The sequence below is a fragment of the Bradyrhizobium sp. WSM471 genome (assembly GCF_000244915.1).
Classification (GTDB): domain Bacteria; phylum Pseudomonadota; class Alphaproteobacteria; order Rhizobiales; family Xanthobacteraceae; genus Bradyrhizobium.
Genome location: NZ_CM001442.1, coordinates 1235731 through 1260758, shown reverse-complemented (window position 1 = coordinate 1260758; position 25028 = coordinate 1235731). Strand labels below are relative to the sequence as shown.

20 protein-coding genes are annotated in these 25028 nt (G+C 64.5%); 11 read left to right on the top strand and 9 right to left on the bottom strand.

Annotation, left to right across the window (positions count from 1 at the left end):
• Positions 1-434: 434 nt before the first annotated feature.
• On the top strand, positions 435-1442 hold the full coding sequence (locus tag BRA471DRAFT_RS05795) for a DUF3592 domain-containing protein (RefSeq protein ID WP_088931321.1): 1008 nt from the start codon (positions 435-437) through the stop codon (positions 1440-1442).
• Between the two features lie 216 nt (positions 1443-1658).
• Here BRA471DRAFT_RS05795 and BRA471DRAFT_RS05790 read toward each other — a convergent pair whose 3' ends face one another.
• Positions 1659-2288: a glutathione S-transferase family protein gene (locus BRA471DRAFT_RS05790; RefSeq protein ID WP_007605339.1), complete on the bottom strand. Its 630-nt coding sequence runs from the start codon at positions 2286-2288 to the stop codon at positions 1659-1661.
• A 154-nt stretch (positions 2289-2442) separates the two neighbouring features.
• Between BRA471DRAFT_RS05790 and BRA471DRAFT_RS05785 the strand changes: the two genes are divergently transcribed.
• Complete coding sequence (locus tag BRA471DRAFT_RS05785; protein WP_007605338.1) at positions 2443-3390, top strand: threonine/serine dehydratase; 948 nt, start codon at positions 2443-2445, stop codon at positions 3388-3390.
• Between the two features lie 166 nt (positions 3391-3556).
• Here BRA471DRAFT_RS05785 and BRA471DRAFT_RS05780 read toward each other — a convergent pair whose 3' ends face one another.
• The 8 genes from BRA471DRAFT_RS05780 to BRA471DRAFT_RS05745 all read right to left on the bottom strand — a co-directional run bounded on the left by BRA471DRAFT_RS05780 (position 3557) and on the right by BRA471DRAFT_RS05745 (position 14861).
• Positions 3557-4162, bottom strand: coding sequence for an N-acetyltransferase (locus BRA471DRAFT_RS05780; RefSeq protein ID WP_007605336.1), 606 nt, complete (start codon positions 4160-4162; stop codon positions 3557-3559).
• A 265-nt stretch (positions 4163-4427) separates the two neighbouring features.
• The gene (glpK, locus tag BRA471DRAFT_RS05775; RefSeq protein ID WP_007605333.1) at positions 4428-5933 is read right to left on the bottom strand and encodes a glycerol kinase GlpK; all 1506 of its coding nucleotides are present in this window, start codon (positions 5931-5933) and stop codon (positions 4428-4430) included.
• Positions 5934-6155: 222 nt separating this feature from the next.
• Positions 6156-6929, bottom strand: coding sequence for an SDR family NAD(P)-dependent oxidoreductase (locus BRA471DRAFT_RS05770; RefSeq protein ID WP_007605331.1), 774 nt, complete (start codon positions 6927-6929; stop codon positions 6156-6158).
• A 146-nt stretch (positions 6930-7075) separates the two neighbouring features.
• Positions 7076-8218: a pimeloyl-CoA dehydrogenase small subunit gene (gene pimD / locus BRA471DRAFT_RS05765; RefSeq protein WP_007605330.1), complete on the bottom strand. Its 1143-nt coding sequence runs from the start codon at positions 8216-8218 to the stop codon at positions 7076-7078.
• 132 nt (positions 8219-8350) lie between these two features.
• Positions 8351-9541, bottom strand: a complete 1191-nt coding sequence (gene pimC, locus BRA471DRAFT_RS05760) for a pimeloyl-CoA dehydrogenase large subunit (RefSeq protein ID WP_007605328.1) — start codon at positions 9539-9541, stop codon at positions 8351-8353.
• A 139-nt stretch (positions 9542-9680) separates the two neighbouring features.
• Complete coding sequence (locus BRA471DRAFT_RS05755) at positions 9681-10868, bottom strand: acetyl-CoA C-acyltransferase (RefSeq protein ID WP_007605326.1); 1188 nt, start codon at positions 10866-10868, stop codon at positions 9681-9683.
• Positions 10865-12559 carry a dicarboxylate--CoA ligase PimA gene (pimA, locus tag BRA471DRAFT_RS05750; protein ID WP_007605324.1) on the bottom strand — a complete coding sequence of 565 codons (1695 nt, stop codon included), beginning with the start codon at positions 12557-12559 and terminating at the stop codon, positions 10865-10867. Before pimA ends, BRA471DRAFT_RS05755 begins: the two co-directional genes overlap by 4 nt.
• A 205-nt stretch (positions 12560-12764) precedes the next feature.
• Positions 12765-14861: a 3-hydroxyacyl-CoA dehydrogenase NAD-binding domain-containing protein gene (locus BRA471DRAFT_RS05745; RefSeq protein ID WP_007605322.1), complete on the bottom strand. Its 2097-nt coding sequence runs from the start codon at positions 14859-14861 to the stop codon at positions 12765-12767.
• 128 nt (positions 14862-14989) lie between these two features.
• Here BRA471DRAFT_RS05745 and BRA471DRAFT_RS05740 point away from each other — a divergent pair, with 128 nt between their 5' ends.
• The 9 genes from BRA471DRAFT_RS05740 to BRA471DRAFT_RS05700 all read left to right on the top strand — a co-directional run bounded on the left by BRA471DRAFT_RS05740 (position 14990) and on the right by BRA471DRAFT_RS05700 (position 24899).
• The gene (locus BRA471DRAFT_RS05740) at positions 14990-15856 is read left to right on the top strand and encodes an IclR family transcriptional regulator (protein ID WP_007605319.1); all 867 of its coding nucleotides are present in this window, start codon (positions 14990-14992) and stop codon (positions 15854-15856) included.
• Between the two features lie 66 nt (positions 15857-15922).
• A complete protein-coding gene (locus BRA471DRAFT_RS05735; RefSeq protein ID WP_007599710.1) occupies positions 15923-16720 on the top strand; it encodes an ABC transporter ATP-binding protein in 798 nt (265 codons plus the stop codon).
• Positions 16717-17430: an ABC transporter ATP-binding protein gene (locus tag BRA471DRAFT_RS05730; RefSeq protein ID WP_007599709.1), complete on the top strand. Its 714-nt coding sequence runs from the start codon at positions 16717-16719 to the stop codon at positions 17428-17430. The genes BRA471DRAFT_RS05735 and BRA471DRAFT_RS05730 overlap by 4 nt, the downstream gene beginning before the upstream one ends.
• 12 nt (positions 17431-17442) lie before the next feature.
• Complete coding sequence (locus BRA471DRAFT_RS05725) at positions 17443-18321, top strand: branched-chain amino acid ABC transporter permease (protein ID WP_007599708.1); 879 nt, start codon at positions 17443-17445, stop codon at positions 18319-18321.
• 2 nt (positions 18322-18323) lie between these two features.
• The gene (locus BRA471DRAFT_RS05720) at positions 18324-19340 is read left to right on the top strand and encodes a branched-chain amino acid ABC transporter permease (RefSeq protein WP_007605316.1); all 1017 of its coding nucleotides are present in this window, start codon (positions 18324-18326) and stop codon (positions 19338-19340) included.
• Between the two features lie 31 nt (positions 19341-19371).
• On the top strand, positions 19372-20607 hold the full coding sequence (locus tag BRA471DRAFT_RS05715; RefSeq protein ID WP_007605315.1) for an ABC transporter substrate-binding protein: 1236 nt from the start codon (positions 19372-19374) through the stop codon (positions 20605-20607).
• Between the two features lie 120 nt (positions 20608-20727).
• A complete protein-coding gene (locus BRA471DRAFT_RS05710) occupies positions 20728-21954 on the top strand; it encodes an ABC transporter substrate-binding protein (RefSeq protein WP_007605313.1) in 1227 nt (408 codons plus the stop codon).
• 239 nt (positions 21955-22193) lie between these two features.
• Positions 22194-23423, top strand: coding sequence for an ABC transporter substrate-binding protein (locus BRA471DRAFT_RS05705; protein WP_007605311.1), 1230 nt, complete (start codon positions 22194-22196; stop codon positions 23421-23423).
• Positions 23424-23615: 192 nt separating this feature from the next.
• Positions 23616-24899: a glycerate kinase gene (locus tag BRA471DRAFT_RS05700; protein ID WP_007605309.1), complete on the top strand. Its 1284-nt coding sequence runs from the start codon at positions 23616-23618 to the stop codon at positions 24897-24899.
• Positions 24900-25028 lie beyond the last annotated feature (129 nt).

Genomic DNA, 25028 nt, shown 5'->3' with positions numbered 1-25028 from the left:
CGATCATGGGCGCATGCCACACGTTCGGTCGAACGTTCTGTGTCGTCCTGGCGAAGGCCAGGATCCATGCGGGCAATGACGGATCAACACACTCCGTCGTTGCGAGCGCAGCGAAGCAATCCAGACTGTCTCCGCGGAGGGATTCTGGATTGCTTCGCTGCGCTCGCAATGACGAGAAGGAAAAAGCCCGTGACCGACAAAGACCTGCACTTCTATGAGCCCGCCAAGGGCCGGGTGATCCATCGGTGACCATCGCAGGCGATACCGAACGACCAGTCTTCGGCAAATGACCCGCTAGGGCAATGGGTCCTGGCTTTCGCCAGGACGACATTGGTGAAGCAACGCCTGGCATGTGCTGGGCAACGCACAGCATCGAACGCAAAGCGTGTTGGCTGCGACCAATGGCGGTCGCCGCCGAAGCGCAGGGGAATCGGATGCTGAACGCCCAACAATTGATGTGGACCCAGATTGCCGCCGGCATCGCCGTGCTGCTGTTTGGATTGACGCTGTTCAACCTGGTCCGCATGCGGGGCCGGATGGTGGCGGCGCGGAGCTGGGACAAGGTGGAGGGCATCATCACGGTCTCCCGGGTCGACCAGCCGGCGACGCATTCCTCGGACGACCGGAACGACGCCAAGCCCATCATCCGCTATCGCTATCAGGCCGGCGGCCAGGAGCTGGAGAGCGACAAGGTCTTTGTCGGCGGCACCGTCATCACGACGAGGGTCCTGGCCGCAAAACTGACCGGACGCTATCCGGTCGGCGCCCATGTCGAGGTCCATGTCGATCCGAAGCAACCGACCGAGGCGCTGCTGGAGCCCGCTGCCGCGCAGAACGTCGCGGCGCTGGTGGCGTTCACGATGGTGTTCGGCGTCATCGCCGCCACCCTGACCGCGCATTCGTTCGCAGGCCACGTGCTCTACGCCGACAATGGCATTCCGCTGTTCGCGTTCGCGGTGCCGATCATCGTGCTCGTGGGCGGGGTGTTCCTCGCCGCCGATTATGTCCGGACGCGCCGGCTGGCGAGCGCCAGCCTGCGCTGGCCGACCGCATCGGGCAGGGTCACCCATTGCGACGTGATCGAGGAAATCGTCGAGGAGAAGACCGAGCACGACAATCGACCGACGACTTCAAAGCTCGTGCACCGCTATCAGGTCGACCTGCGCTACGCCTACAGGGTCGGCAAGCGCGACTTCATCGGCACCGAAGTCGATTGGAACGGCACCATGATCTCCGGCCTGCGCGAGGTCGCCGAAGAGGCCGCGGCGAAATATCGACCTGGGAAGAGCGTCCAGGTCTATTACGATCCGGACCGGCCCGGACAAGCCGTGCTGGAGCCAGCAAGCCGGGAAGGCGCGCTGGGGCCGCTGATCGGCGCCGCGGTCTGCGCGGTTGTCGGCGGCCTTTTTCTGATGATCCTGATCAAGGTCGGGTTTGCGTAGCGGCGCCCTGCGGCAACGCGTGGGGGTCTCTCCGCGTCGGGATTGTCGAGAATTGCGGAGGAAGTCCCTGGGTCGTGAGAGCCCTCACCCGCCGCGCGCGGGACGATGCTGCGCATCGCCCGGGGCGCGTCGGCCTCTCCCGCAAGCGGGAGAGGCGGAGCAAGCCGCGCGGTCCTCGTGAAATCCTCTGCAATTGCGGGAGAGCCTGAAAAAGCCTCACCCCTTCGGTGGTGCCAGCGGTTGCACGATCTCCTTGAACGGCGCCAGCGCCTCGCAGGCGTCGGCGTGCGCCGACAGCGCCGGATACCGCGACGGCTCGAACAATTGAGGGTGCGCCTCGCGGGTGAAGCGGACGACGCAGGCGACCACAATGTCGGCGTGACCGATGCGCTCGCCCAGCCAGTAAGGCGTGGTCACCTTGGCGCGCTCGGCCTCCAGCGCTTTCAGCACGTCCGCGATCTGCGCCTCGCAGCGCTCGACCCACAGCGCAAGCTGCTCCTTTCGCAACACGCGCTCGTAGAGCAGGCTGACCGACTTGTCGCCAAGGCCGGAAGCGAGCGCGCAGATGCGCAAATGATGCCGGCGCTCGGCGCCGGAGCGCGGCAGCATCGCCTTCTCCGGCCCTACCAATTCGTCGAGATAATCGAGGATGACCGTGCTCTCGATCAGCGCCTCGCCGTCGTCGAGCACCAGCGTCGGCACGCGTCGCAGCGGGTTATATGGCGCGATCTTCGCGGCATCGCCGAAGGTCGACCACGGCTTGTGCTCGAAGGCGAGGCCGTAAAGCCGCAGCGCGATCGCGACACGGCGGACGAAGGGGGAGTCGTATTGGCCGATCAGGAACATGGTTTGCGCTCTTCTGGCTTTTGGACGAGGCAGGGCGGATCAGTTTCCACGGCAAGGCCGCAGTGGCGCAAGCAAAATCATGGAAGCGGAGCATTGCGCCGGATGCAACGACGCCGCGACAGCGTCTGCCGGATGCGCTATCAAGGACGGCATCATGACAGCAACAATGGACATCAATCGGGAGCGGATCGCGGCGACTGAGGCCGTCATCCGTCCGCACATACGGCGCACGCCACTCCTCCAGGCCGATCTCTCCGATTTCGGCCTGCCGGCTTCACCCGTCATTTTCAAGCTCGAGATGCTGCAGCATTCCGGATCGTTCAAGGCGCGCGGCGCCTTCGCCAACCTGCTGTTGCGGCAGCTGCCGGAGACCGGTGTCGTCGCCGCATCGGGCGGCAATCACGGCGCGGCGGTAGCTTATGCGGCGCAGCGGCTCGGCGCTCCTGCCACGATCTTCGTGCCCGACATCACCTCGCCGGCCAAGGCCGAGCGGATCAGGGGCTATGGCGCGAAACTCGTGATTGCGGGCAGCCGCTATGCCGACGCGCTCGCCGCGAGCGAAACCCATGTCGCGCAGACCGGCGCCATGGCCGTGCATGCCTACGATCAGGTCGAGACCTTGCTCGGTCAGGGCAGCGTCGGAATGGAGCTGGAGCAGGATGCACCGGGTATCGACACGGTGCTGGTTGCAGTCGGCGGCGGCGGCCTGATCGGTGGCATGGCGGCCTGGAGTGCCGGCAGGACGCGCATCGTCGCGGTCGAGCCGGAGCAATCGCCAACGCTTCACGCCGCCTTCGCGGCGGGCGCGCCGATCGATGCGCCGGCGGGCGGCATCGCCGCCGACAGTCTTGCCCCGCGACGTGTCGGACAATTGATGTTTCCGATTGCGCGGGCCCATGTCGAAAAGGTCGTGCTGGTCGCCGACGATGCGATCAGGCAGGCGCAGGCAGCGTTGTGGTCGAGCCTGCGCCTGGTGGCCGAGCCCGGCGGCGCAGCGGCATTTGCCGCCTTGCTCTCCGGTCGCTATCGTCCGGCACCCGGCGAGCGGGTCGCGGTGCTGGTTTGCGGGGCGAACACCAACGCGGTCAATTTCAACAGCTAGCGAGCTTCGCATGATCGGGAGCGCGTAGCCCGAATGAAAGGCGACGACGGCGCCACGCTCCGTCATTGCGAGCGCAGCGAAGCAATCCAGTATCTCTCGGCGGAAACAGACTGGATTGCTTCGTCGCAAGGGCGCCTCGCAATGACGGGTAGGAGGCAGCTACGCACTATTCGATGATCGGCACATGCTTCGCCGCCGTCCGGGGCAGCGTGCCGTCGAGGCGCGGGTCGTCGGCGACCTCGATCTGGCGGTGGAACGGACGGAAGCCGGAGCGCTGGTAGAACGCCACGGCGGACGGATGATCGAAGGTGCAGGTGTGCACCCAGACGCGGGACAGGTCGCGGGACCATGCGAGCTCAAGTGCACGGTTCATCATGAAGCGGGCGGCACCGCTGCCGATCAGCTTTGCGGTGACACCGAAATACACGAGCTCGCACTGGCCGTCCTCGCGAAAGTCCAGCTCCAGCAGGCCTTCATCGTGGCCGTCCACGACCAGTGCATAGACCTCGACGCCCGGTGCGTGGATAATTGCGGCGAGCTCCGGGTCGTTCATGCGCGCCCGCGAAAACCATAACCACTCCTCACCGACGCGGCGATGGAGATCGCGATACCAATGCAGCGCGGGGGTATCGACCTTGCGCAGGATCCGAGGACCTGATGGAGCGTCAGGCGGATCGTTGCGGCGCGCAGGCGTCGCTGTCATCTCGAGATGGGTGACGACGGCAGCGATCTTGCCGGCGGAGATGTCGGAATAACCGTCGGGGAGGATCATGGGATGCGTCCCTTTGAAGCTGAGCGCCGGCCACACATTCCGGGTCGTCCTGGCGAAAGCCAGGACCGATAACCACAGCTGGTCGCTGTCGCGGCAGGCTGAGGCCGCCAGCGGTCCAAGGCAATTTAGCTCGGTGGTTATGGGTCCTGGCTTTCGCCAGGACGACGGCGGAGTTTGTGGATAGGCTTCATTCACCACGGCGTCAGGGTAATCGCTTCCAGAGAACCCCGGATTTCGCTGCGCTCCATCCGGGCTACGAGACGGCCTACCCCTCCCCCTCGTCGCTCGCGAGCACGCCCTTCACTGCCCTCGTCCAGCCCGCCAGCTTCCGCTCGCGCGTCGCCTGGCTCATGTTGGGCTTGAAGCGGTGCTCGAGGCGCCAGTTGTCGGCGAATTTTGTTGGTTCGGGATAGACGCCGGCCTGGAGACCGGCGAGATAGGCGGCACCTAACGCGGTGGTCTCCTGGATCACGGGGCGGTCGACCGGTGCGTCCAACAAATCGGCGAGGCGCTGCATGGTCCAGTCCGAGGCGGTCATGCCGCCGTCGACGCGCAGCACGACGCTGGCGGTTTCCGAGCTCGGCCAGTCCGCGCGCATCGCGGCCCACAAGTCAAAGGTCTGGTAGCAGACGCTTTCGAGCGCGGCGTGGGCAAGCTCGGCCGGGCCGGTGTTGCGGGTGAGGCCGAACAGCGCGCCGCGCACGCGCGGATTCCAGTAGGGCGCGCCCATGCCGACGAAGGCCGGGACGAGATAGACGCTCTGCATGGTGTCCGACTGATCGGCAAGAGGTCCGGTCTCGGCGGCGTGCTTGATGATGCCGAGGCCGTCGCGCAGCCACTGCACTGCCGAGCCCGCGACGAAGATCGAACCTTCGAGCGCGTAGGTGCGTTTGCCACCGAGCTGGTAAGCGATGGTGGTGAGCAGCTTGTTCTTCGAGGCCACCGGCGTGGTGCCGGTGTTGAGCAGGGCGAAGCAGCCGGTGCCGTAGGTGGATTTCATCATGCCCGGACGAAAGCAGGCCTGGCCGATGGTCGCGGCCTGCTGGTCGCCGGCGATGCCGGAGATCGCAATGGCGCCGCCGAACAGGTCCGGCGTGCTCTCGCCGAAGCGGGCGGAGGAATCCTTCACCTCGGGCAGCATCGAGCGCGGCACGCCGATGATCTCCAAGAGCTCGTCGTCCCACTGGCCGGTGTGGATGTTGAACAGCAGCGTGCGCGAGGCGTTGGTGGCGTCGGTGGCGTGCACCTTGCCGCCGGTGAGGCGCCACAGCAGATAGCAATCGACGGTGCCGAACATCAATTCGCCGCGCGCGGCACGCGCCCGGGCGCCGGGGACGTGGTCGAGAATCCAGGCGACCTTGGTGCCGGAGAAATAGGGATCGATGATCAGGCCGGTCTTCTGCGAGATCACGGGCTCGCGGCCGTCGGCTTTCAGTTTCGCGCAGATGTCAGCGGTGCGGCGGTCCTGCCAGACGATGGCGCGGTGCACGGCCTGCCCGGTGGCGCGGTCCCACACGACGGTGGTCTCGCGCTGGTTGGTGATGCCGATCGCGGCGATGTCCTTGGGCCCGATGCCCGCCTGCGCGATCGCCTCGCGGCAGACCGTCACGGTCGATGTCCAGATGTCCTCGGGCTCGTGCTCGACCCAGCCCGAGGCGGGGAAATGCTGCGGAAACTCGGCTTGCGCCTTCGCCGCAATGGAAATGTCGCCGCGAAACACGATCGCGCGCGAGGAGGTGGTGCCCTGGTCGATGGCGAGGACGAAAGACATGGCGGCGAACCTTGGGGTTTCTTTGGCGCTGTCCCGGCGTTGTCCGGTGATGGGAGATTGTGTCGGCTCAAAGGGAGCGGATTGGGGCGGGAAGGTCAAGACGGCTGTCCTCCCACCCTCCCCTGGAGGGGCAGGGTGGGCTCGCATGCAGCGAAGCGACCCTCCCCCTCCGGCGGAGGATAAGTGAAACGCGCCCGGCGTACAATTAAAGTAGAGCAGGAGTTACGGCGCCGCCGTGGTCACGCCACCGTCGATGACGATCGTTTGTCCCGTCATGAAGCTCGACGCATCGGAGGCGAGGTAGGCGACCGCGCCTGCGATTTCGTCGGGTTCGCCGATGCGGCGAAGTGGGGTGGTTGCGGTGCGGCGTTTCAGATTCGCTTCGTCCTCCCACAGCGCGCGGGCGAAGTCGGTCTTGACGAGGCCGGGCGCGATGCAATTGACGCGAACGCCTTTCGGGCCCCATTCGCCGGCGAGCGAACGACACAGCGCGAAATCGGCGGCCTTGGAGATGCCGTAGGCGCCGATCACGGTCGAGCCGCGCAAGCCCCCGATCGAGGAGATGATGACGACGGAGCCGTTGCCGCGCTCAGCCATCTGCGGGATCGCCAGCGCGGAAAGCCAGATGTTGCTCTTGACGTTGCTGCCCATGATCTTGTCGAAGGCCTCGTCGGTGATGTCGAGCAGCGGGCCGTAATACGGATTCACCGCGGCGTTGCAGACGAGGATATCGATCTTGCCGTAGTGCTTGGTCGCACCCGCGATCAGCGCCTCGACCTCCTGCTTGCGCGCGATGTTGCAGGGGATGACGGTGGCGTCACCACCGGCCGCCTTGATGCCGTCGGCGACGTCCTGGCAGGCGTCGGCCTTGCGCGAGGAGACCACCACTTTGGCGCCGAGCTTTGCGAGCAGCTCGGCGGAGGAGCGGCCGATGCCACGGCTGGAGCCGGTGACCACGGCGACCTTGCCGGTGAGATCGAACGGGGTGTTTTTCATTCTTGTTGCTCCGTTGAGGCCACTCATTCAGACGTCATCGCCCGGCTTGACCGGGCGATCCCGTATTCCAGAGACGGCGCGGCTAGAACCGAGAAGCCGCGGCGTACTGGATCCCTCGCTTTCGCGGGGGACGACAGCTGCCGCGGCTAGATCAACCCGCCACCGTCCGCCACGCGGCGCTGGTGGTAGTCGGTGTCGCCGAACGAGTTCTCGATCATGGTCAGGCGCTTGAAATAGTGGCCGATCTTCGCCTCCATGGTCATGCCGATGCCGCCGTGGAGCTGGATCGCCTGCTGTCCCACGAACTTCAGCGACTTGCCGATCTGCACCTTGGCCGCGGCAACGGCGTTGCTGCGCTCCTTGGCGTCCTCGAAATCAACAGCCATGGTCGCGAACATCGACATCGATCGCGCCTGCTCGGCGGCGACGAACATGTCGGAGGCGCGGTGCTGCAGCGACTGGAACGAGCCGATCGGCACGCCGAACTGCTTGCGCGTCTTGATGTACTCGACTGTTGTCTTCAGAGACTCGTCCATCAGGCCGACCGCTTCGGCGCAAAGCGCGATGCGGGCTTCGTCGACCACACGCTCGATCAGCCCGAGCGAGTCGTCGGGATTGCCGAGCACGGCATCGGCACCGATTTCGACGCCGGTGAAGGTGATGTCGGCGGCGTGCAGGCCGTCCTGGGTCGGATACGACTTCTTGGCGACGCCCTTGGCATCGGCCGGCACCAGGAACACGCCGATGCCGGTCTTGTCGCGGCGCTCGCCCTTGGTGCGCGCGGTCACGATGAGGGTGTCTGCGTTCTCGCCGTTGAGCACGACGAACTTCTCGCCGTCGATGACCCAACCCTCACCCTTCTTCTTCGCCGTCGTGGTGACGTCGAAGAGATCGTAGCGCGAGTTCTTCTCGAGCTGGGCAAAGGCGAGCGTCTTGCTGCCGTCGACGATGCCGGGCACATGCGCGGCCTTCTGCGCATCGCTGCCCGCATGGCGCAGGAAGCCGCCGCCGATCACGACGGTTGCGAGATAAGGCTCGAGCACCAGTGCCTTGCCGAGCGCCTCCATCACGATCATGGTCTCGACGCCGCCGCCGCCGAAGCCGCCATCGGCCTCCGCGAAGGGCAGACCGAGCAGTCCCTGCTCTGCGAGCTTGCCCCAGACCGCTTTGCTCCAGCCGCCCTTCTCCTTCATGTACTTCTTGCGGCTCTCGAAATCATAGGAATCGGTCAAGAGGCCGTCGATGCTTTCCTTGAGAAGCCGTTGCTCCTCGTTCAGATCAAAATCCATGTTCTTTGCTCTCCGGTATCGATGTCGTCATGCCCGGCCTTGTGCCGGACATCCACGTTCTTTCGTGGCGCTAGGCGTGGATGGCCGGGTCAAGCCCGGCCATGACGGTGAGTGCGTGTTGATAGTGTACGATCAAAGCCCCAGCACCGCCTTGGCGATGATGTTGCGCTGGATCTCGTTGGAGCCGCCGTAGATCGAGACCTTGCGGTTGTTGAAATAGCTCGGCGCGATCTGGGCGGTCCAGTCCATGGCTTCGTTCGAGCCGTCATCGCCGTGCACGTCATAAGGTGCTGCGAACGGACCGATCACCTCCATCAGCAGCTCGGTGGTGGTCTGCTGGATCTCGGAGCCCTTGATCTTCAGCACGGAGGAAGCCGGATTGGGCTTGCCCTTGCCATGCTTGCCTTCGTCGGCGACGACGCGGAGCTGCGTCAGCTCGAGCGCCTTGAGCTCGATCTCGCAGGCCGCAAGCTTGTCACGGAAGGCCGCGTCCTGGATGATCGGCTTGCCGCCGGATTCGACCTTACCGGCCAGATCGCGGATGCGGCGCAGCCGCTCCTTGGAGACGCCGACCCGGGCGATGCCGGTGCGCTCATTACCGAGCAGGAATTTCGCGTAGTCCCAGCCCTTGTTCTCCTCGCCGATCAGGTTCTCGTAGGGCACTTCGACGTCGTCGAAGAAGACTTCGTTGACCTCGACGCCGCCGTCGATGGTCTGGATCGGGCGCACGGTGACGCCCTTCGACTTCATCGAGAACACGATGAAGGAGATGCCCATCTGCTTCTTGGCGGTCGCATCGGTGCGGCACAGGCAGAAGATCATGTCGGCGTGCTGGGCGAGCGTCGTCCAGGTCTTCTGGCCGTTGATGATCCACTTGTCGCCCTTGCGCTCGGCCTTGGTCTTGAGCGAGGCGAGGTCGGAGCCGGAGCCGGGCTCGGAAAAACCCTGGCACCACCAATCGTCGACATTGGCGATGCGGGGCAGATACTGCTTCTTCTGCTCTTCATTGCCGAAGGTGTAGATGACAGGACCGACCATGCTGACGCCGAAGGCGAGCGGCTGCGGCGCCGGATAGGACTGCAGCTCCTCGTTGAAGATGTAGTGCTGCACGGAGGTCCAGCCGGTGCCGCCATATTGCTTCGGCCAGTGGCTGACGCCCCAGCCCTTCTTGTTGAGGATGCGCCACCACGTCACCATCTCGTCCTTCGAGAGGTGGCGGCCCTCGACCAGCTTGCGCCGCGTATCCGGCGGCACGTTGTCGCGGAAGAATGACCGCACTTCCTCGCGAAACGCCTGCTCTTCTTTCGTGAATGCGAGATCCATCGGATCCTCCTACCCTTGTCGTCCCGGCGAAGGCCGGGACCCATAACCACAACCCTTTGTTGTCTTGCACAGGCCATTATTGTCTGCGCCCCAAACGCCTGCTGCGGCGTATGGGCCCCGGCCTTCGCCGGGACGACGGTTACTGCAACACCTCAAAAAGCCCCGCCGCGCCCATGCCGCCGCCGACGCACATGGTGACGACCGCGTACTTCGCCTTGCGGCGGCGGCCTTCGATCAGAGCGTGGCCGGTGAGGCGCGCGCCCGACATGCCGTAGGGATGGCCCACCGCAATCGCGCCGCCGTCGACGTTGATCTTGTCGGGGTCGATGCCCAGCTTGTCGCGGCAATACAGCACCTGCACCGCGAAGGCTTCGTTCAGCTCCCACAGGCCGATGTCGTCGACGGTCAGGCCATGACGCTTGAGCAGGCGCGGCACGGCGAACACCGGGCCGATGCCCATCTCGTCCGGCTCGCAGCCGGCGGAGACGAAGCCGCGGAAGATGCCGAGCGGGTTCAGCCCGCGCTTTGCCGCTTCCTTGTCGCTCATGATCACGGAGGCGCTAGCCCCGTCCGAAAGCTGGCTGGCATTGCCGGCGGTGACCGAAAAACCGTCGCCGCGCACGGCCTTGAGGCCGGCGAGACCTTCAGCGGTGGTCTCGGGGCGCGGGCCCTCGTCCTGCGACAGCGTGACGTCCTTGAACGAGACCGCACCGGTCGCCTTGTCGGTCACCGCCATCTTTGTGGTGATCGGCGCGAGTTCGTCCCTGAACTTGCCGCCCTGCTGGGCCGCAGCCGTGCGGCGCTGGCTCTCGAGCGAATATTCGTCCTGTTTCTCGCGCGAGATGCCGTAGCGCTTGGCCACGATTTCGGCGGTGTCGATCATGGGCATGTAGACCTCGCCCTTGATCTCGAGCAGCGCCGGGTCCTGCGCATGGAAGCCGTTCATCTTGTCGTTCTGCACCAGCGAGATGGACTCGCCGCCACCGCCGACCGCGATCTCGACGCCGTCGAAAATCACCGAACGTGCGGCGAGCGCGATTGCCTGCAGGCCCGAGGCGCATTGCCGGTCGATGGTGGTGCCGGCGACGGTGACGGGGAGACCGGCACGGAGCAGCGCCTTGCGCGCGATGTTGCCGCCGGTCGCGCCCTGCTGGAGCGCTGCGCCCATCACGACGTCCTCGACCTCCCTGGGGTCGACCTTGGCGCGCGCGACGGCTTCGCCGATGGCGTGGCCGAGCAGGGTTGCGCCCTCGGTGGCGTTGAGCGCGCCGCGATAGGCCTTGCCGATCGGGGTGCGGGCGGTGGAAACGATGACGGCGTCGGTCAAGAGCGATCTCCTGATGCAAGTCGGGTGGCAAGTTGGGCGGATTGTGATGGTTTCTGCTGCTGGCGCAACTCATGGCGCGACAGCTTTCCTACCGGCGTGCGCGGCAGATCGTCGACGAATTCGACCTCCGCCGGCAATTCGTGCTTGCCGAGCTTGCCGGCGAGCTGCGCGCGCAGCTCGTCGAGCGAGAACGGCTTTGCGTCCGGCTTCAGCTTGATGAAGGCTTTGGCGGCCTCGCCGCGATACGAGTCGGGAATGCCGAGCACGATCACCTCGTGCACGCCTGGTAGGGTGTAGATCGCCTGCTCAATCATTTGCGGATAGACGTTGAAGCCGCCGGAGATAATCATGTCCTTCTTGCGGTCGACCAGGAAGAAATAGCCGTCGGTGTCGACATATCCGATGTCGCCGGTGACGAAGCGGCCGTCGACGAAGGCCTCCGCGGATCCCTCGGGCTTGTTCCAATAGCCCCTGGTGACGTTCGGGCCCTTGATGCGGATTTCGCCGACTTCGCCCGGCGGCAATACGCGTGTCGGATCGTCCAGCGCGACGACGTCGAGTTCGATGCCGGGCAGCATCAGGCCGATCGAGCCGGGCTTGTCGGGACCGGTGGGCGGATGGCCGGTGCCGGGCGAGCAGGTCTCGGTCATGCCCCAGCCGCTCTTGAGCTTCTTGCCAACCTTGCGCTCGAAGAAATTTGCGACCTCCACCGGCAGCGGCGCGCCCCCGGAGCCGATCGTCGCGAGCGAGGAGAAATCGCGCTTGTCGAGATCGGGAAGGGCCGCGATCGCGATCCACATGGTCGGCACGCCCGGGAAATAGGTCGCGCGCTTGATTTCGATGTCGCGCATCACCGCTTCGACATCGAAACGCTGATGCAGCGAGATCAGATAACCGCGACTGAGTGAGGACAGCAGCACGACCGTGAGCGCATAGATGTGGAACAGCGGCAGCACGCAGATCACGCGCTCGACGACGTCGCCGCGCGTCGCGCGCGACGGCTTGCCCCAGACGTCGTAAATCGACACGGCCGAAGTGAGATTGCCGTGGGTCAGCATCGCGCCCTTGGGCAACCCGGTGGTGCCACCGGTATATTGCAGCAGCGCGACGTCGTCCGCCGTCACCGACGGCCACTGCGCTGGCGCGGTGGCGCCCTCGACGAAGGCCTTGAAAGTGACGATGCGGGGATCATCGGGGATCGGTGCCTGCGGCGTGCCGACCTTGCCCCAATTGTCGTCCTCGCAGACGACCAGGCGATCGATCAGGCCCTTCTCCAGGAATTTCAGCGCGGTCGGCAGCAGCGCCGCGAGGTTGGAGGTGACGAGCAGGCGCGAACCGGAATCGGAGACCTTGTGCGTCAGCGCGATTTCGCCGTCGAGCGGTGAAAGATGCGCGACGCGGGCGCCGGCCTTCAGCGCGCCGAAGAAATTGACGGGATGGTCCGGCGTATTGCCGAGGAACAGGGCGATGGACGTATTCTTGCCGTAGCCGGCGCGCAGGAACGCGGCAGCCGCACGCTCCGCCATCGCGGCGAGTTCGGTGTAGCTGATCGGACGATCCCGGAATTCCAGTGCGGTGCGCGGGCCGTACTCCGCGGCGGCTTTTGCCAGCAGGTCAGGCAGCGTGCCCTGGACGATGGTGTCGTCCCAGCGCACGCCCTCGGGATAAAACTGTTCGCCGGGATGGGTCATTAACGATCAATGCTCTGCAAACGTAAGGCGGGTACGGACAGACCGGCTCCCTTCCCCCTTGTGGGGAAGGGTTGGGGAAGGGGGTGCCACGAACTCTGACCTCGCCCGGGGCTACCCCCCTCCCTGACCCTCCCCCACAAGGGGGGAGGGAACGGAGAGAGCCTTGCCCTGGCAAAGGTGTTCGCAATCACCGAGCCCAATCCAATCACGCGGCTTTCGAGCCGGCCGCGAGCGAGGCGAAGGTCTTGCCTTCGGCTGCGAGCTTCTTCAGCAGCGGCGCGGGCTCGAGGCTGGGATCGTTGGTCTCCTTGGCATAGAAGGAGAGACGATCGGCGATGTGCTTGAGGCCGACGGTGTCGGCCCAGAACATCGGGCCGCCTCGGTAGATCGGCCAGCCATAGCCATAGAGCCAGACCACGTCGATATCGGACGGGCGCGCGGCGATACCTTCCTCCAGGATCTTCGCGCCCTCGTTGATCATCGGATACATCATGCGCTCGAGGATCTCGTCGTCGCTGACGACGCGCTTCTTGCGGCCCAAACGAAGCAGCGTCTCGTCGATCAGCTTCTCGACTTCGGGATCGGGCAGCGCCGAACGGGAGCCGGCCTCGTATTTGTAGTAGCCCTTGCCGGTCTTCTGGCCGAAGCGGCCGGCTTCGCAGAGCGCGTCGGCAATCTCCGACTTGATGCCGCGGTCCTTGCGCGAGCGCCAGCCGATGTCGAGCCCGGCGAGGTCACCCATCGCGAACGGCCCCATCGGCATGCCGAATTTCGTCACGACGGCGTCGACCTGCTGCGGCAGCGCACCTTCGAACAGCAGCTTTTCGGACTGCTTGCCGCGCTGGGCCAGCATGCGGTTGCCGACAAAGCCGTCGCAGACACCGACCACGGCCGGCACCTTTGCGATCTTGCGGGCGATGTTGACAGCAGTCACCAGCGCATCCGGCGCGGTCTTGTCGGCGCGCACGATCTCGCACAATTTCATGACGTTGGCGGGCGAGAAGAAGTGCATGCCGAGCACGTCCTGCGGACGCTTGGTCGACTTCGCGATCTCGTCGATGTTCAGGTAGGAGGTGTTGGAGGCGAGCACGGCGCCCGGCTTGACGTATTGGTCGAGCTTGCCGAACACTTCCTTCTTCACCGCCATGGTCTCGAACACGGCTTCGATGACGAGGTCGGCGTCGCCGACGTTCTCGATGCCCACGACGCCGTTGATCAGCGCCATGCGCTTGGCGGGCGCGTCCGCCGGGATGCCGCCGCGCGCCGCGGTCGCTTCCCAGTTCTTCTGCATGATGCCCATGCCGCGCTTGAGCTGCTCCTCGCCGGTCTCGATCAGGGTGACGGGAACGCCGGCATTGGCAAAGGACATCGCGATGCCGCCGCCCATCGTGCCGGCGCCGAGGATGGCGACGCGGTTCACGGGCCGCGGCTTGGTCCCTTCAGGAACGCCGGCGATCTTGCTGGCCTCGCGCTCGGCGAAGAAGGCATAACGCTGCGCCTTGGACTGATCGCTGGCGACGAGCTTCAGGAAGCCCTCGCGCTCCTTCTTGAGGCCTTCGTCGAACGGCAGGTCGATGGCGTAGCCGACGGCGTCGGCCGCCGCGAACGGCGCTTCCAGGCCGCGCGACTTCTTGGTCATGGCGGCGACCGCATTGGTGAAGATCGAGCGGTCAGCCCTGGCCGCTGCGATCTTGGAGTCGTCGTCACGCAGGCGGCGCAGCGGACGCTTTTCAGCCAGCAGCTTTCGTACGAAGGCTTCGCCTCCGGCGGCCGGGCCCTCGACGATCTCCTCGATCAGACCGTTCTTGAGCGCTTCCGCCGCACCGATCGGATCACCGCCGACGATCATCTTGACCGCGAGCTCCGGTCCGACCGCGCGTGGCAGACGCTGGGTGCCACCGGCGCCCGGCAGCAGGCCGAGCTTCACCTCGGGCAGGCCGAGCTTGGCTTCCTTCACCGCGACGCGGAAATGACAGGCGAGCGCGACCTCGAGACCGCCGCCGAGCGCGGTGCCGTGGATCGCGGCCACGACCGGCTTCGGCGAGTTCTCGATCTCGGAAAGCACGTCGTTGAGGGCGGGCGGCTTCGGCGGCTTGCCGAATTCGGTGATGTCGGCGCCCGCGATGAAGGTGCGGCCGGCACAGGTCAGCACGATGCCCTTGATGGCGGGATCGGCGACTGCGGCCTTGATGCACTCCAGAATTCCGCCACGAACCGCGGCGCTCAGCGCGTTGACCGGAGGGCTGTCGACCGTGACGATCCCGACTTCGTCATGACGCTCAAGCTTGACCACTTCGCTCACGGTGTCCCTCCTTGGTGGGGTAACTTTTGTTCAATTTCGCATTGCGGAATTTAATTCCGCATCTTGACGGCAGGGTTATTTTGAAGCACGTGGCTTGTCAACGACTCCGCGCAAGAAGCAGATCAGGGATGAAGCGTACAGGAAAGAAGACAGCGACCGACCGGAATTTCGTCGTCGCGCTTTCCCGCGGACTCGACGTATTGCGTGCATTCCAGCCCAGCGACGGACTTCTTGGCAATCAGGAAATCGCGGCCCGTACCAATTTGCCCAAACCGACCGTTTCGCGGCTGACCTATACGTTGACGAAGCTCGGCTATCTGACGCCGGTTCCCCGCTTCGAGAAATATCAGCTTGCGCCGGCCGCGATGGCGCTCGGCTACGCCGCGTTATCCAATCTCGGCGTTCGGCATTTGTCCGAACCGTTCCGCGAGGAAATGATGCGTGCGACCGGCGGAGCCGTTGCCGTCGGCGGCCGCGACCGTCACAGCATGATCTATTTCGGGCAAAGCCGCGGCAGCGAGACGGTCGGCGTTCAACTTGACGTCGGCTCCCGCGTGCCGATTGCAACCAGCGCGATGGGCCGTGCCTATTTCTGGGCGCTCGAGGAGAACGATCGGGCGGAACTGTCTCGTGTCTTGCGCGAACATTACGGCAGCCGCTGGCCCAAGATGCGCGACGGTTTGGAACGCTCTGGCGAGACGGTCGCTAAATACGGATTTGCGATTTCGGTCGGCGACTGGCACGACGATATCGGTGCTGCCGGCGTCGCGCTCAGGCTCAACGACGGAACCGGTCCCTACGCATTCAATTGCGGCGCGCCGGCATTCCGCTTCACGGAAGAGCGTTTGATCACCGACATTGGACCGCGTCTGCTTGCGATGGTAAGGAACATCGAAGCGGCACTTGGAGGTCTGATGCCGCATTCCAAAAAAGACGTCAGCAAAAAGCTGAAATCAGGAGGGAAAGTTGCGCGTGTGGCCGAGGGGATCAGATAGCCTTTGTCGTCATCGGGAGCGGTTCACATCGCCCCTTCGCTCACTGAACACAGTGGGCGAGACGAGATGACGCAGGCACAGCTCGCGCAGGGGACATCGCCCCTGCTCGCGGTTCGCGACGTCAGCGTCGTGTTCGGCGGCATCGTTGCGCTCAACGGCGTGTCCTTTGACATGCACAAGGGCCAGATCCTCGGCTTGATCGGCCCTAACGGCGCCGGCAAGACCACGCTCTTCAACTGCCTGTCGCGGCTCTACCAGCCGTCGTCCGGCGACATCCTGATGGAGGGCGCCAGCATCCTGACGCGCCCGCCGCACCGGATCGCGGAGATCGGCATCGGCCGCACCTTCCAGAACGTGGCGCTGTTTCCGAATTTGTCGGTGATGGACAATGTCCGCGTCGGCACCCATGCCCGCACCTCCAGCGACATCATCAGCGACTCGCTGCGGCTGGCCTGGGTTCGCCGCAGCGAGAGCGACGTCAACAAGAAGGTGCATGAGATCCTCGCCTATCTCGACCTCGAGGACGTCGCCCACACCGTCGTGTCGGGCCTGCCGTTCGGCACGCAGAAGCGCGTCGAGCTGGCGCGCGCTCTCGCTGCCGATCCGAAGATCCTGCTGCTCGACGAGCCCGCCGGCGGCCTCAACCACGAGGAAGTCTACGTGCTCGGCGACCTCATCCGCCGCATCCGCGACGAACGCCATATGACCGTGCTGCTGGTCGAGCATCACATGGGCCTCGTGATGTCGATCGCCGACCACGTCGTCGCGCTGAATTTCGGCAAGAAGCTCGCGGAAGGCACGCCGGCCCAGGTGCAGGCGGATCCCGACGTCATCAAGGCCTATCTCGGGAGCAAGGACCAATGACGACGCTGCTCAACGTCAAGGACCTGCGCGCCTATTACGGCCAGGTCCAAGCGCTCCACGGCCTGTCCTTCTCGCTCAGCGAGGGATCGCTGACCACGCTGCTGGGGGCCAACGGCGCCGGCAAGACCACCACGCTACGCGCGATCTGCAACATGGTGCGCTCGACCGGCGGCATCGAGTTCGACGGCAAGCCGCTGAACAACCGCTCCACGGAGAGCATCGTGCGGTTCGGCATCGCCCATGTGCCGCAGGGCCGCGGCACCTTCACCACCATGACGGTGGAGGAAAACCTCCAGCTCGGCGCAATCACCCGCAAGGACAGCGCCGGCATCGTCTCCGACATCGAACGCATGTATGCGCATTTCCCGGTGCTCAAGCAGCGGCATACCCAGCAGGCCGGCACGCTCTCGGGCGGCGAGCAGCAGATGCTCGCGGTCGCCCGCGCCCTGATGCTGCGGCCGCGGCTGATGCTGCTGGACGAGCCTTCGTTCGGCCTGGCGCCGCTGGTGGTGCGCGACCTGTTCGGCATCCTCGGCAAGATCAATCGCGAGGACAAGGTGTCGATCCTGGTGGTCGAGCAGAACGCCCAGCTCGCGCTCGAGCTCGCCGACCAGGCCTATGTGATCGAGACCGGGCGCATCGTGATGTCGGGCAACGCCAAGGACATCGCGAACAACGAAGAAATCCGCAAATCCTACCTGGGTTACTGAGGAGCCGGCACGATGGAGCTGTTCACCAACCAAGTGCTGGCCGGCATCGCCACGGGCGCGATCTACGCCTGCATGGCGCTCGCCGTGGTCATGATCTACCAGGCGATCGACCACCTCAACTTCGCGCAGGGCGAGATGGCGATGTTCTCGACCTTCATCTCCTGGCAGCTGATGCAATGGGGCATCCCCTATTGGGCCGCCTTCGTGATCACGCTGGCCTTGTCCTTTGTCGGCGGCATCGCGATCGAGCGCATCCTGTTCAAGCCGCTCGCCAAGGCGCCGGTGCTGACCAACGTCGCCGGTTTCATCGCGCTGTTCGCGATCATCAACTCCTCGGCCGGCCTGATCTGGGACTTCACCATCAAGCAGTATCCGACCCCGTTCGGCTCCTCGCCCTTCCTCGGCAGCCAGCTGATCTCGACCCACCAGGCCGGCATGATCGGCGTCACCGTGCTGCTGCTGCTCGGCCTCTACTTCTTCTTCCAGTACACCAAGATCGGCCTCGCCATGCGCGCGGCCGCCTCCGTGCCTGAATCGGCGCGGCTGGTCGGCATCAACACCAGCTGGATGATTGCGCTCGGCTGGGGCATGGCGTCCGCGATCGGTGCGATCGCCGGCATGCTGATCGCACCGGTCGTGTTCCTCGAGCCCAACATGATGGGCGGCGTGCTGATCTACGGCTTTGCCGCGGCGGTGCTCGGCGGACTGACCAGCCCGTTCGGCGCCGTGGTCGGCGGCTTCCTGGTCGGTGTCTTCGAAAACCTCGCCGGCACCTACATTCCTGGCGTCGGCAACGAGTTGAAGCTTCCGATCGCGCTCGCGCTGATCATTTCCGTCCTGGTCGTCAAACCCGCTGGCCTGTTCGGCCGGCAAATCGTCAAGCGAGTTTGATCATGAGCGCTGCAGAAGACGTCGTCACGGAAGCCACGGCAGTCGAGGCGGTTCCGAAGCGGGCAATGACGCTGGGCACGGGCACCTCCCTGTTAGTACTGGCGGTGCTGTTGGTCGTGCCGATGTTCGTCAAGAACTTCATCATCTTCCAGATGACGATGCTCCTGATCTACGGGCTCGCGGTGCTGGCCTTGAACATCCTGACGGGCGGCTCCGGCCAGTTCTCGCTCGGCCAGAGCGCCTTCTACGCCGTGGGCGCTTATACCTCGGCGGTGCTGATGGAATACTTCAACGTCAACTATGCGCTGACAATTCCGATTTCCGCCGCGGTCTGCTTCGGATTCGGCTACCTGTTCGGCAAGCCGGCGCTGCGGCTGTCGGGCGTCTATCTCGCGCTCGCGACCTTTGCGCTTGCCACCGCGATGCCGCAGCTGCTGAAGCTGAACTTCCTCGAGCACTGGACGGGCGGCGTGCAGGGCCTCGTCGTCACCAAACCCGACGCGCCGTTCGGGTTGCCGATGTCACAGGACACGTGGCTCTACTACTTCTCGCTTGCCGTCGTGCTCGCGATCTACATCTTCTCGGTGAACCTGCTGCGCTCCCGGTCGGGCCGCGCCTTCATGGCGATCCGCGACAACGAGATCGCGGCCTCCTCGATGGGCGTCAACGTCGCACTGTACAAGACGCTGGCCTTCGGCGTGTCCGCCGGCATCACCGGCGTTGCCGGCTCGCTTGGCGCCATCGCCGTGCAGTTCGTCGCGCCCGACAGCTACACGATCACGCTCGCGATCTCGCTGTTCCTCGGCATGGTCGTCGGTGGCGTCGGCTGGCTGCCCGGCTCGTTCGTCGGCGCAGCCTTCATCATCTTCGTGCCGAACATGGCGGAGGGCATCTCCAAGGGCCTCTCCGGCGCCGTGTTCGGCGTACTCCTGTTCGCCGTCATCTACCTCGTGCCGCACGGCGCGAGGCAGATCGCGATCATGGGCCAGCAACTCGTCGGCCGGCTCAGAAACAACTGACAACCCGTTGATTAAGCCAAGGAGACCCGAATTGCTTTTTGAAAGAACACTGCGAACCGCTGCGCTGGTAACGGCAACGGCGGTCATCACTCTCACCTCGGGCGCCGCATTCGCCCAGAAGAAATATGACACCGGCGCCTCCGACACCGAGATCAAGATCGGCAACATCATGCCGTACAGCGGTCCGGCGTCGGCCTATGGCATCATCGGCAAGACCGAAGAAGCCTATTTCAAGATGATCAACGACAAGGGCGGCATCAACGGCCGCAAGATCAACTTCGTCACCTATGACGACGGCTATTCGCCGCCGAAGGCCGTGGAGCAGGTCCGCAAGCTGGTCGAGAGCGACGAAGTGATCGTCGTGTTCAACCCGCTCGGCACGCCCTCGAACAGCGCAATCCAGAAGTATTTGAATGCCAAGAAGATCCCGCAGCTGTTCGTCGCCACCGGCGCCACCAAGTGGAACGACCCGAAGAACTTCCCCTGGACCATGGGCTGGCAGCCCTCCTACCAGAGCGAAGCGCAGATCTACGCGAAATGGCTGCTGAAGGAGAAGCCGGACGCCAAGATCGCGATCCTCTATCAGAACGACGATTTCGGCAAAGACTACCTCAAGGGCACCAAGGACGGCCTGGGCGCCAAGGGCGCGTCCATGATCATCATGGAAGAAAGCTACGAGGTGTCCGAGCCCTCGATCGACGGTCACATCGTCAAGATCAAGGCGGCCAATCCCGACGTCCTGCTGATCTACGCGACGCCGAAGTTCGCGGCCCAGACCATCAAGAAGACCGCCGAGCTGAGCTGGAAGCCGCTGCAGATCCTCACCAACGTGTCGATCTCGGTCGGTAGCGTGATGAAGCCGGCCGGCTTCGAGGCTGCGCAGGGCGTGCTGTCGGCGGCCTATGCCAAGGACTCCACGGACCCGCAGTGGGCCAACGACCCCGGCATGAAGAAGTGGAACGAGTTCGTCGACAAGTACATGCCGGGTGCCGACAAGTCCGACACCAGCATGGTCTATGGCTACGGCGCCGCGTCGACGCTGGCCAAAGTCCTGGAGACGTGCGGCGACGATCTGACCCGGGCCAACATCATGAAGCAGGCGGCCTCGTTGAAGGACTTTGCACCGGACACCCTGCTGCCCGGCGTCAAGATCAACACCGGGCCCACCGACTTCGCCCCGATCGCGCAGCTTCAGATGCAGCGCTTCAAGGGCGAGAAGTGGGAACTCTTCGGCGAGATCATCAGCGGCGACATCGCCACCGAGTGACGCCCTGACGCCATAGTCCGACACATCGAGAGGCCCCCGCGAACGATCGCGGGGGCTTTTTGTTGACGTCCCGCATCAATCTTGTTCAATGCGGCGGCGATCCGTTCCGGGTGGAGAAAGATGACTGCCGTTCGATTTCAGGTTGCGGGCGTTCTGGCTGCATTCGCGTTGTGCACTGCGATGAGCGACCCAGCCCTGGCGCAGAAGAAATATGATAGCGGCGCTTCCGATACCGAGATCAAGATCGGCAACATCATGCCCTATAGCGGCCCGGCCTCCGCCTATGCGGCGATCGGCAAGGCCGAGGAAGCCTATTTCAACAAGATCAACGCCGAGGGCGGCATCGGCGGCCGCAAGATCAAGTTCATCTCCTACGACGACGGCTATTCGCCGCCGAAGACGGTGGAGCAGGCCCGCAAGCTCGTCGAGAGCGACGGGGTGCTGCTGATCTTCGGCTCGCTCGGCACCTCCACCAACGGCGCCATTCGCAAATACATGAACGAGAAGAAGGTGCCGCAATTGTTCGTGGCGAGCGGCGCTTCGAAGTGGAACGATCCAAAGCAATATCCCTGGACCATGGGCTGGCAGCCGAGCTACGCCAGCGAGGCACGCATCTACGCCAAGTACATCATGAAGGAGAAGCCGGACGGCAAGATCGGCGTGCTCTACCAGAACGACGATTTCGGCAAGGACTATCTGAAAGGGCTGAAGGAAGGCCTCGGCCCCAAGGCCTCGATGATCGTGCTGGAGGACAGCTACGACACTTCGGAGCCCGCGATTGACGAGCATGTCGTGAAATTGAAGGCTTCCGGCGCCGACATCTTCGTCAGCATCACAACGCCGAAATTTGCAGCGCAGGCGATCAAGAAGGCGGCCGAGATCGGCTGGCATCCGGTCCACATCATCTCCAACGTTTCGGCCTCGGTCGGCGGTGTGCTCGAGCCGGCGGGGCTCGAGATCTCGCAAGGCATCCTGTCGGCGACCTACACCAAGGACGGCTCCGACCCGCAATGGAACGCCGACGACGGCATGAAGAAATTCTACAATTTCGTCGCGCAGTACGATCCCAAGGCCAACAAGCTCGATGCCGGCGTGGTGTTCGGCTACGCGGCTGCGCAGACCATGGTGAAGGTGCTGCAAATGTGCGGCGACGACCTCACCCGCGACAACGTCATGAAGCAGGCGGCCAGCCTGAAGGATTTCGAGCCCGACACGCTGTTGCCCGGCATTAAGATCAACACCGCAGCCGATAATTTCGCTCCGATCGAGCAGCTCCAGATGATGCGGTTCAAGGGCCGGAAATGGGAGCTGTTCGGGGACGTCATCTCAAGCGAGCTTGGCCACTGAAGCCGCGCAACTCAAACTCGCTCCTGATCTGTTCATCAACTCAGACGGATGCACCTTCTCGCAGTCGCACACGAGCGCGCGCCCGTCCCTGACTACTAAAGAAGCAGCCCCTGCCCCCCGGCCGCGGGGGCTTTCTATTGAAGGCACCAGGTAAATCGTATTGAATTGCGGTTGCGTCACCAAGAACAGGCAACACAAGAAAAGGGACGCGCACACACCAAGAAAATAGGGAGATAGGAATGCCCGCTGTCACCGGCAAACTTGCGGCCGCGTCACTCGCGCTCGCGCTCATTGCGGCCTCGGCCTCCACTGCATCGGCCCAGAAGAAATACGATACCGGCGCGACCGATACCGAGATCAAGATCGGCAACATCATGCCCTACAGCGGACCGGCCTCCGCCTACGGCATCATCGGGCGGACGGAAGCTGCCTATTTCAAGAAGATCAACGACGAAGGCGGCATCAACGGCCGCAAGATCAACTTCATCTCGTACGATGACGCCTACTCGCCGCCGAAGACGGTGGAGCAGGCGCGCAAGCTGGTCGAGAGCGACGAGGTGCTGTTCATCTTCAACTCGCTCGGCACGCCGCCGAACTCGGCGATCCACAAATACATGAACTCGAAGAAGGTGCCGCAGCTCTTCGTCGCCACCGGCGCAACCAAATGGAACGACCCGAAGGATTTCCCCTGGACCATGGGCTGGCAGCCCAACTACCAGAGCGAGACGCAGATCTATGCGAAATGGCTGCTCAAGAACAAGCCGGATGCCAAGATCGCCGTGCTGTTCCAGAACGACGATTACGGCAAGGATTATCTCAAGGGCCTGAAGGACGGCCTCGGCGCCAAGGCCGCGTCGATGATCGTCATGGAGGAGAGCTACGAGACCTCCGAGCCGACCATCGACAACCACATCGTCAAGCTGAAGTCGACCGGCGCCGACGTCTTCATGAACATCACGACGCCGAAATTCGCGGCGCAGGCGATCAAGAAGAATGCCGAGATCGGCTGGAAGCCGCTGCACTTCCTCAACAACGTCTCGGCCTCGGTCGGCAGCGTGCTCAAGCCCGCCGGGTTCGAGAACTCGCAGGACATCATCTCCGCCGACTACCTGAAGGACATTTCGGATCCGGCGTGGAACAGCGATCCCGGCATGAAGGACTTCGTCGCGTTCATGAACAAGTACTTTCCGGAGGGCGACAAGCTCGACCACGGCACCATCGTCGGCTACGGCGTGGCGCAGACCCTGGTCCAGGTCCTGAAGCAATGCGGCGACGATCTCACGCGCGCGAACATCATGAAGCAGGCCGCCAGCCTGAAGAACTTCCGCACAGAGGTGTTGCTGCCGGGCGTGCAGATCAACACGTCGCCGACCGATTTCGCGCCGATCAGCCAGCTCCAGCTCGAGAAATTCAAGGGCGACAAGTGGGAGCTGTTTGGTGACGTGATCAGCGCCGACGTCGGCGGCTGATCGCCTGACACCCACGACCACGAAACCCCCTGCGAACCATCGCAGGGGGTTTTTGCTTGCGCGTCGATTATGATCACGCGATTGCACAATCGAATGATGGCAAAGCCCGCTTACGCTTTGGCGCATGATGCGGTAGGCAGGTGAGCGGCGCGTTTGCCGCCAGTCTTTTCTGTCCGCTCAAGGCCCTTCGTCATGACCGACCGACGCCCCCTGCTCCGCGCGCTCTACGACGCCGCCGTTGCCGCCGCTCATCCGAGCACCATACTGGCGCCGCACCTGCGGCCCGCGCCGAGGGGACGCGTGATCTGCCTCGCCGCCGGCAAGGGCGCGGCCGCGATGGCCGCCGCCGCCGAGCGGCACTACCTCGACACGCTCGGGCTCGCACCGGAGCGCCTCGTCGGCATCGCCACCACCCGTCATGGCTACGGCGTGCCGACCCGCCGCATCCGCGTGGTCGAGGCCGGTCATCCCGTGCCTGACGAAGCCGGACTGAAGGGCGCGGCCGATACGCTCGCGCTCGCAGCCGAGGCCGGGCCGGACGATTTGCTCTTGGTTCTGCTCACCGGCGGCGGCTCGGCGAACTGGATCGCGCCCGTCAACGGCATCAGCTTCGCGCAGAAGCAGGCGGTCAATAAGGCGCTGCTGCGCTCCGGCGCGCCGATCGGCGAGATGAATGTCGTGCGCAAGCATCTGTCGCGGATCAAGGGCGGCCGGCTGGCGCGCGCGGGCAAAAATGCCGCCGAGATCGTGACGCTCGCGATCTCCGACGTGCCGCATGACGACCCCTCCGCGATCGCCTCCGGTCCGACCGTGCCCGATCCAACCACGCTCAATGATGCGCGCGCCATCGTCGCCAGGTACAAGCTCGACATTGACGATGCCGTCCGCCGCGCGCTGGACGACCCCGCCAACGAGAGCTGCAAGCCCGGCGACGCCGCGTTCGCGCGCGCGCATTTCGAATTGATCGCACGCCCGAAGCAATCGCTCGACGCTGCGGTGAGGCTGGCGCATGAGGCCGGTTACGAGACGATCGATCTCGGCGCCGACCTCGAAGGCGAGGCCCGCGAAATTGCCGCCGATCACGCCAGGCTGGCGCTTCAGGCCCGCGCGCAGCGCAAGCGCGTCGCGATCCTCTCCGGCGGCGAGCTCACGGTCACCGTGCGCGGCCAGGGCCGCGGCGGCCCGAACCAGGAATATGCGCTGGCGCTCGCCGGCCTCTTGAAGGACGCGCCTGACATCTCCGCGCTCGCCGGCGACACCGACGGCGCCGATGGCGGTGCCGGCCATCCCACCGACCCCGCCGGCGCGCTGATCGACGCGGCGACGTTCGCGAAGATGACGGCGCAGGGGCTGCAGCCGCAGGTCTATCTCGACAACAACGACGCGACGACGTTCTTCGAGGCGACGGGCGACCTGTTGCTGCCGGGGCCCACGCTGACCAATGTGAACGACATCAGGGTAATCCTGGTCGACTGACACGGCGGCATCGCCGTCCCGCCGGCGCCGCGCGCGTTCGGCGGGACGACATGGTTAACGATCTCTGATTCTCGCCGGCGTTCTCTTTTCCAGAGGCGGCATCGCCGCCTTTAACCTCGCATTCGCCGC

Excerpts from the sequence above, each read along its gene's own strand:
- BRA471DRAFT_RS05795 (WP_088931321.1), top strand. The coding sequence starts at position 435 with ATGCTGAACGCCCAACAATTGATGTGGACCCAGATTGCCGCCGGCATC.
- BRA471DRAFT_RS05710 (WP_007605313.1), top strand. The coding sequence starts at position 20,728 with ATGACTGCCGTTCGATTTCAGGTTGCGGGCGTTCTGGCTGCATTCGCG.
- BRA471DRAFT_RS05735 (WP_007599710.1), top strand. The coding sequence starts at position 15,923 with ATGACGCAGGCACAGCTCGCGCAGGGGACATCGCCCCTGCTCGCGGTT.
- BRA471DRAFT_RS05780 (WP_007605336.1), bottom strand. The coding sequence starts at position 4,162 with ATGATCCTCCCCGACGGTTATTCCGACATCTCCGCCGGCAAGATCGCT.
- BRA471DRAFT_RS05700 (WP_007605309.1), top strand. The coding sequence starts at position 23,616 with ATGACCGACCGACGCCCCCTGCTCCGCGCGCTCTACGACGCCGCCGTT.
- pimA (WP_007605324.1), bottom strand. The coding sequence starts at position 12,559 with ATGACCCATCCCGGCGAACAGTTTTATCCCGAGGGCGTGCGCTGGGAC.
- pimD (WP_007605330.1), bottom strand. The coding sequence starts at position 8,218 with ATGGATTTTGATCTGAACGAGGAGCAACGGCTTCTCAAGGAAAGCATC.
- BRA471DRAFT_RS05705 (WP_007605311.1), top strand. The coding sequence starts at position 22,194 with ATGCCCGCTGTCACCGGCAAACTTGCGGCCGCGTCACTCGCGCTCGCG.
- BRA471DRAFT_RS05720 (WP_007605316.1), top strand. The coding sequence starts at position 18,324 with ATGAGCGCTGCAGAAGACGTCGTCACGGAAGCCACGGCAGTCGAGGCG.
- BRA471DRAFT_RS05730 (WP_007599709.1), top strand. The coding sequence starts at position 16,717 with ATGACGACGCTGCTCAACGTCAAGGACCTGCGCGCCTATTACGGCCAG.
- BRA471DRAFT_RS05790 (WP_007605339.1), bottom strand. The coding sequence starts at position 2,288 with ATGTTCCTGATCGGCCAATACGACTCCCCCTTCGTCCGCCGTGTCGCG.
- pimC (WP_007605328.1), bottom strand. The coding sequence starts at position 9,541 with ATGGATCTCGCATTCACGAAAGAAGAGCAGGCGTTTCGCGAGGAAGTG.
- BRA471DRAFT_RS05785 (WP_007605338.1), top strand. The coding sequence starts at position 2,443 with ATGACAGCAACAATGGACATCAATCGGGAGCGGATCGCGGCGACTGAG.
- glpK (WP_007605333.1), bottom strand. The coding sequence starts at position 5,933 with ATGTCTTTCGTCCTCGCCATCGACCAGGGCACCACCTCCTCGCGCGCG.
- BRA471DRAFT_RS05770 (WP_007605331.1), bottom strand. The coding sequence starts at position 6,929 with ATGAAAAACACCCCGTTCGATCTCACCGGCAAGGTCGCCGTGGTCACC.
- BRA471DRAFT_RS05725 (WP_007599708.1), top strand. The coding sequence starts at position 17,443 with ATGGAGCTGTTCACCAACCAAGTGCTGGCCGGCATCGCCACGGGCGCG.
- BRA471DRAFT_RS05740 (WP_007605319.1), top strand. The coding sequence starts at position 14,990 with ATGAAGCGTACAGGAAAGAAGACAGCGACCGACCGGAATTTCGTCGTC.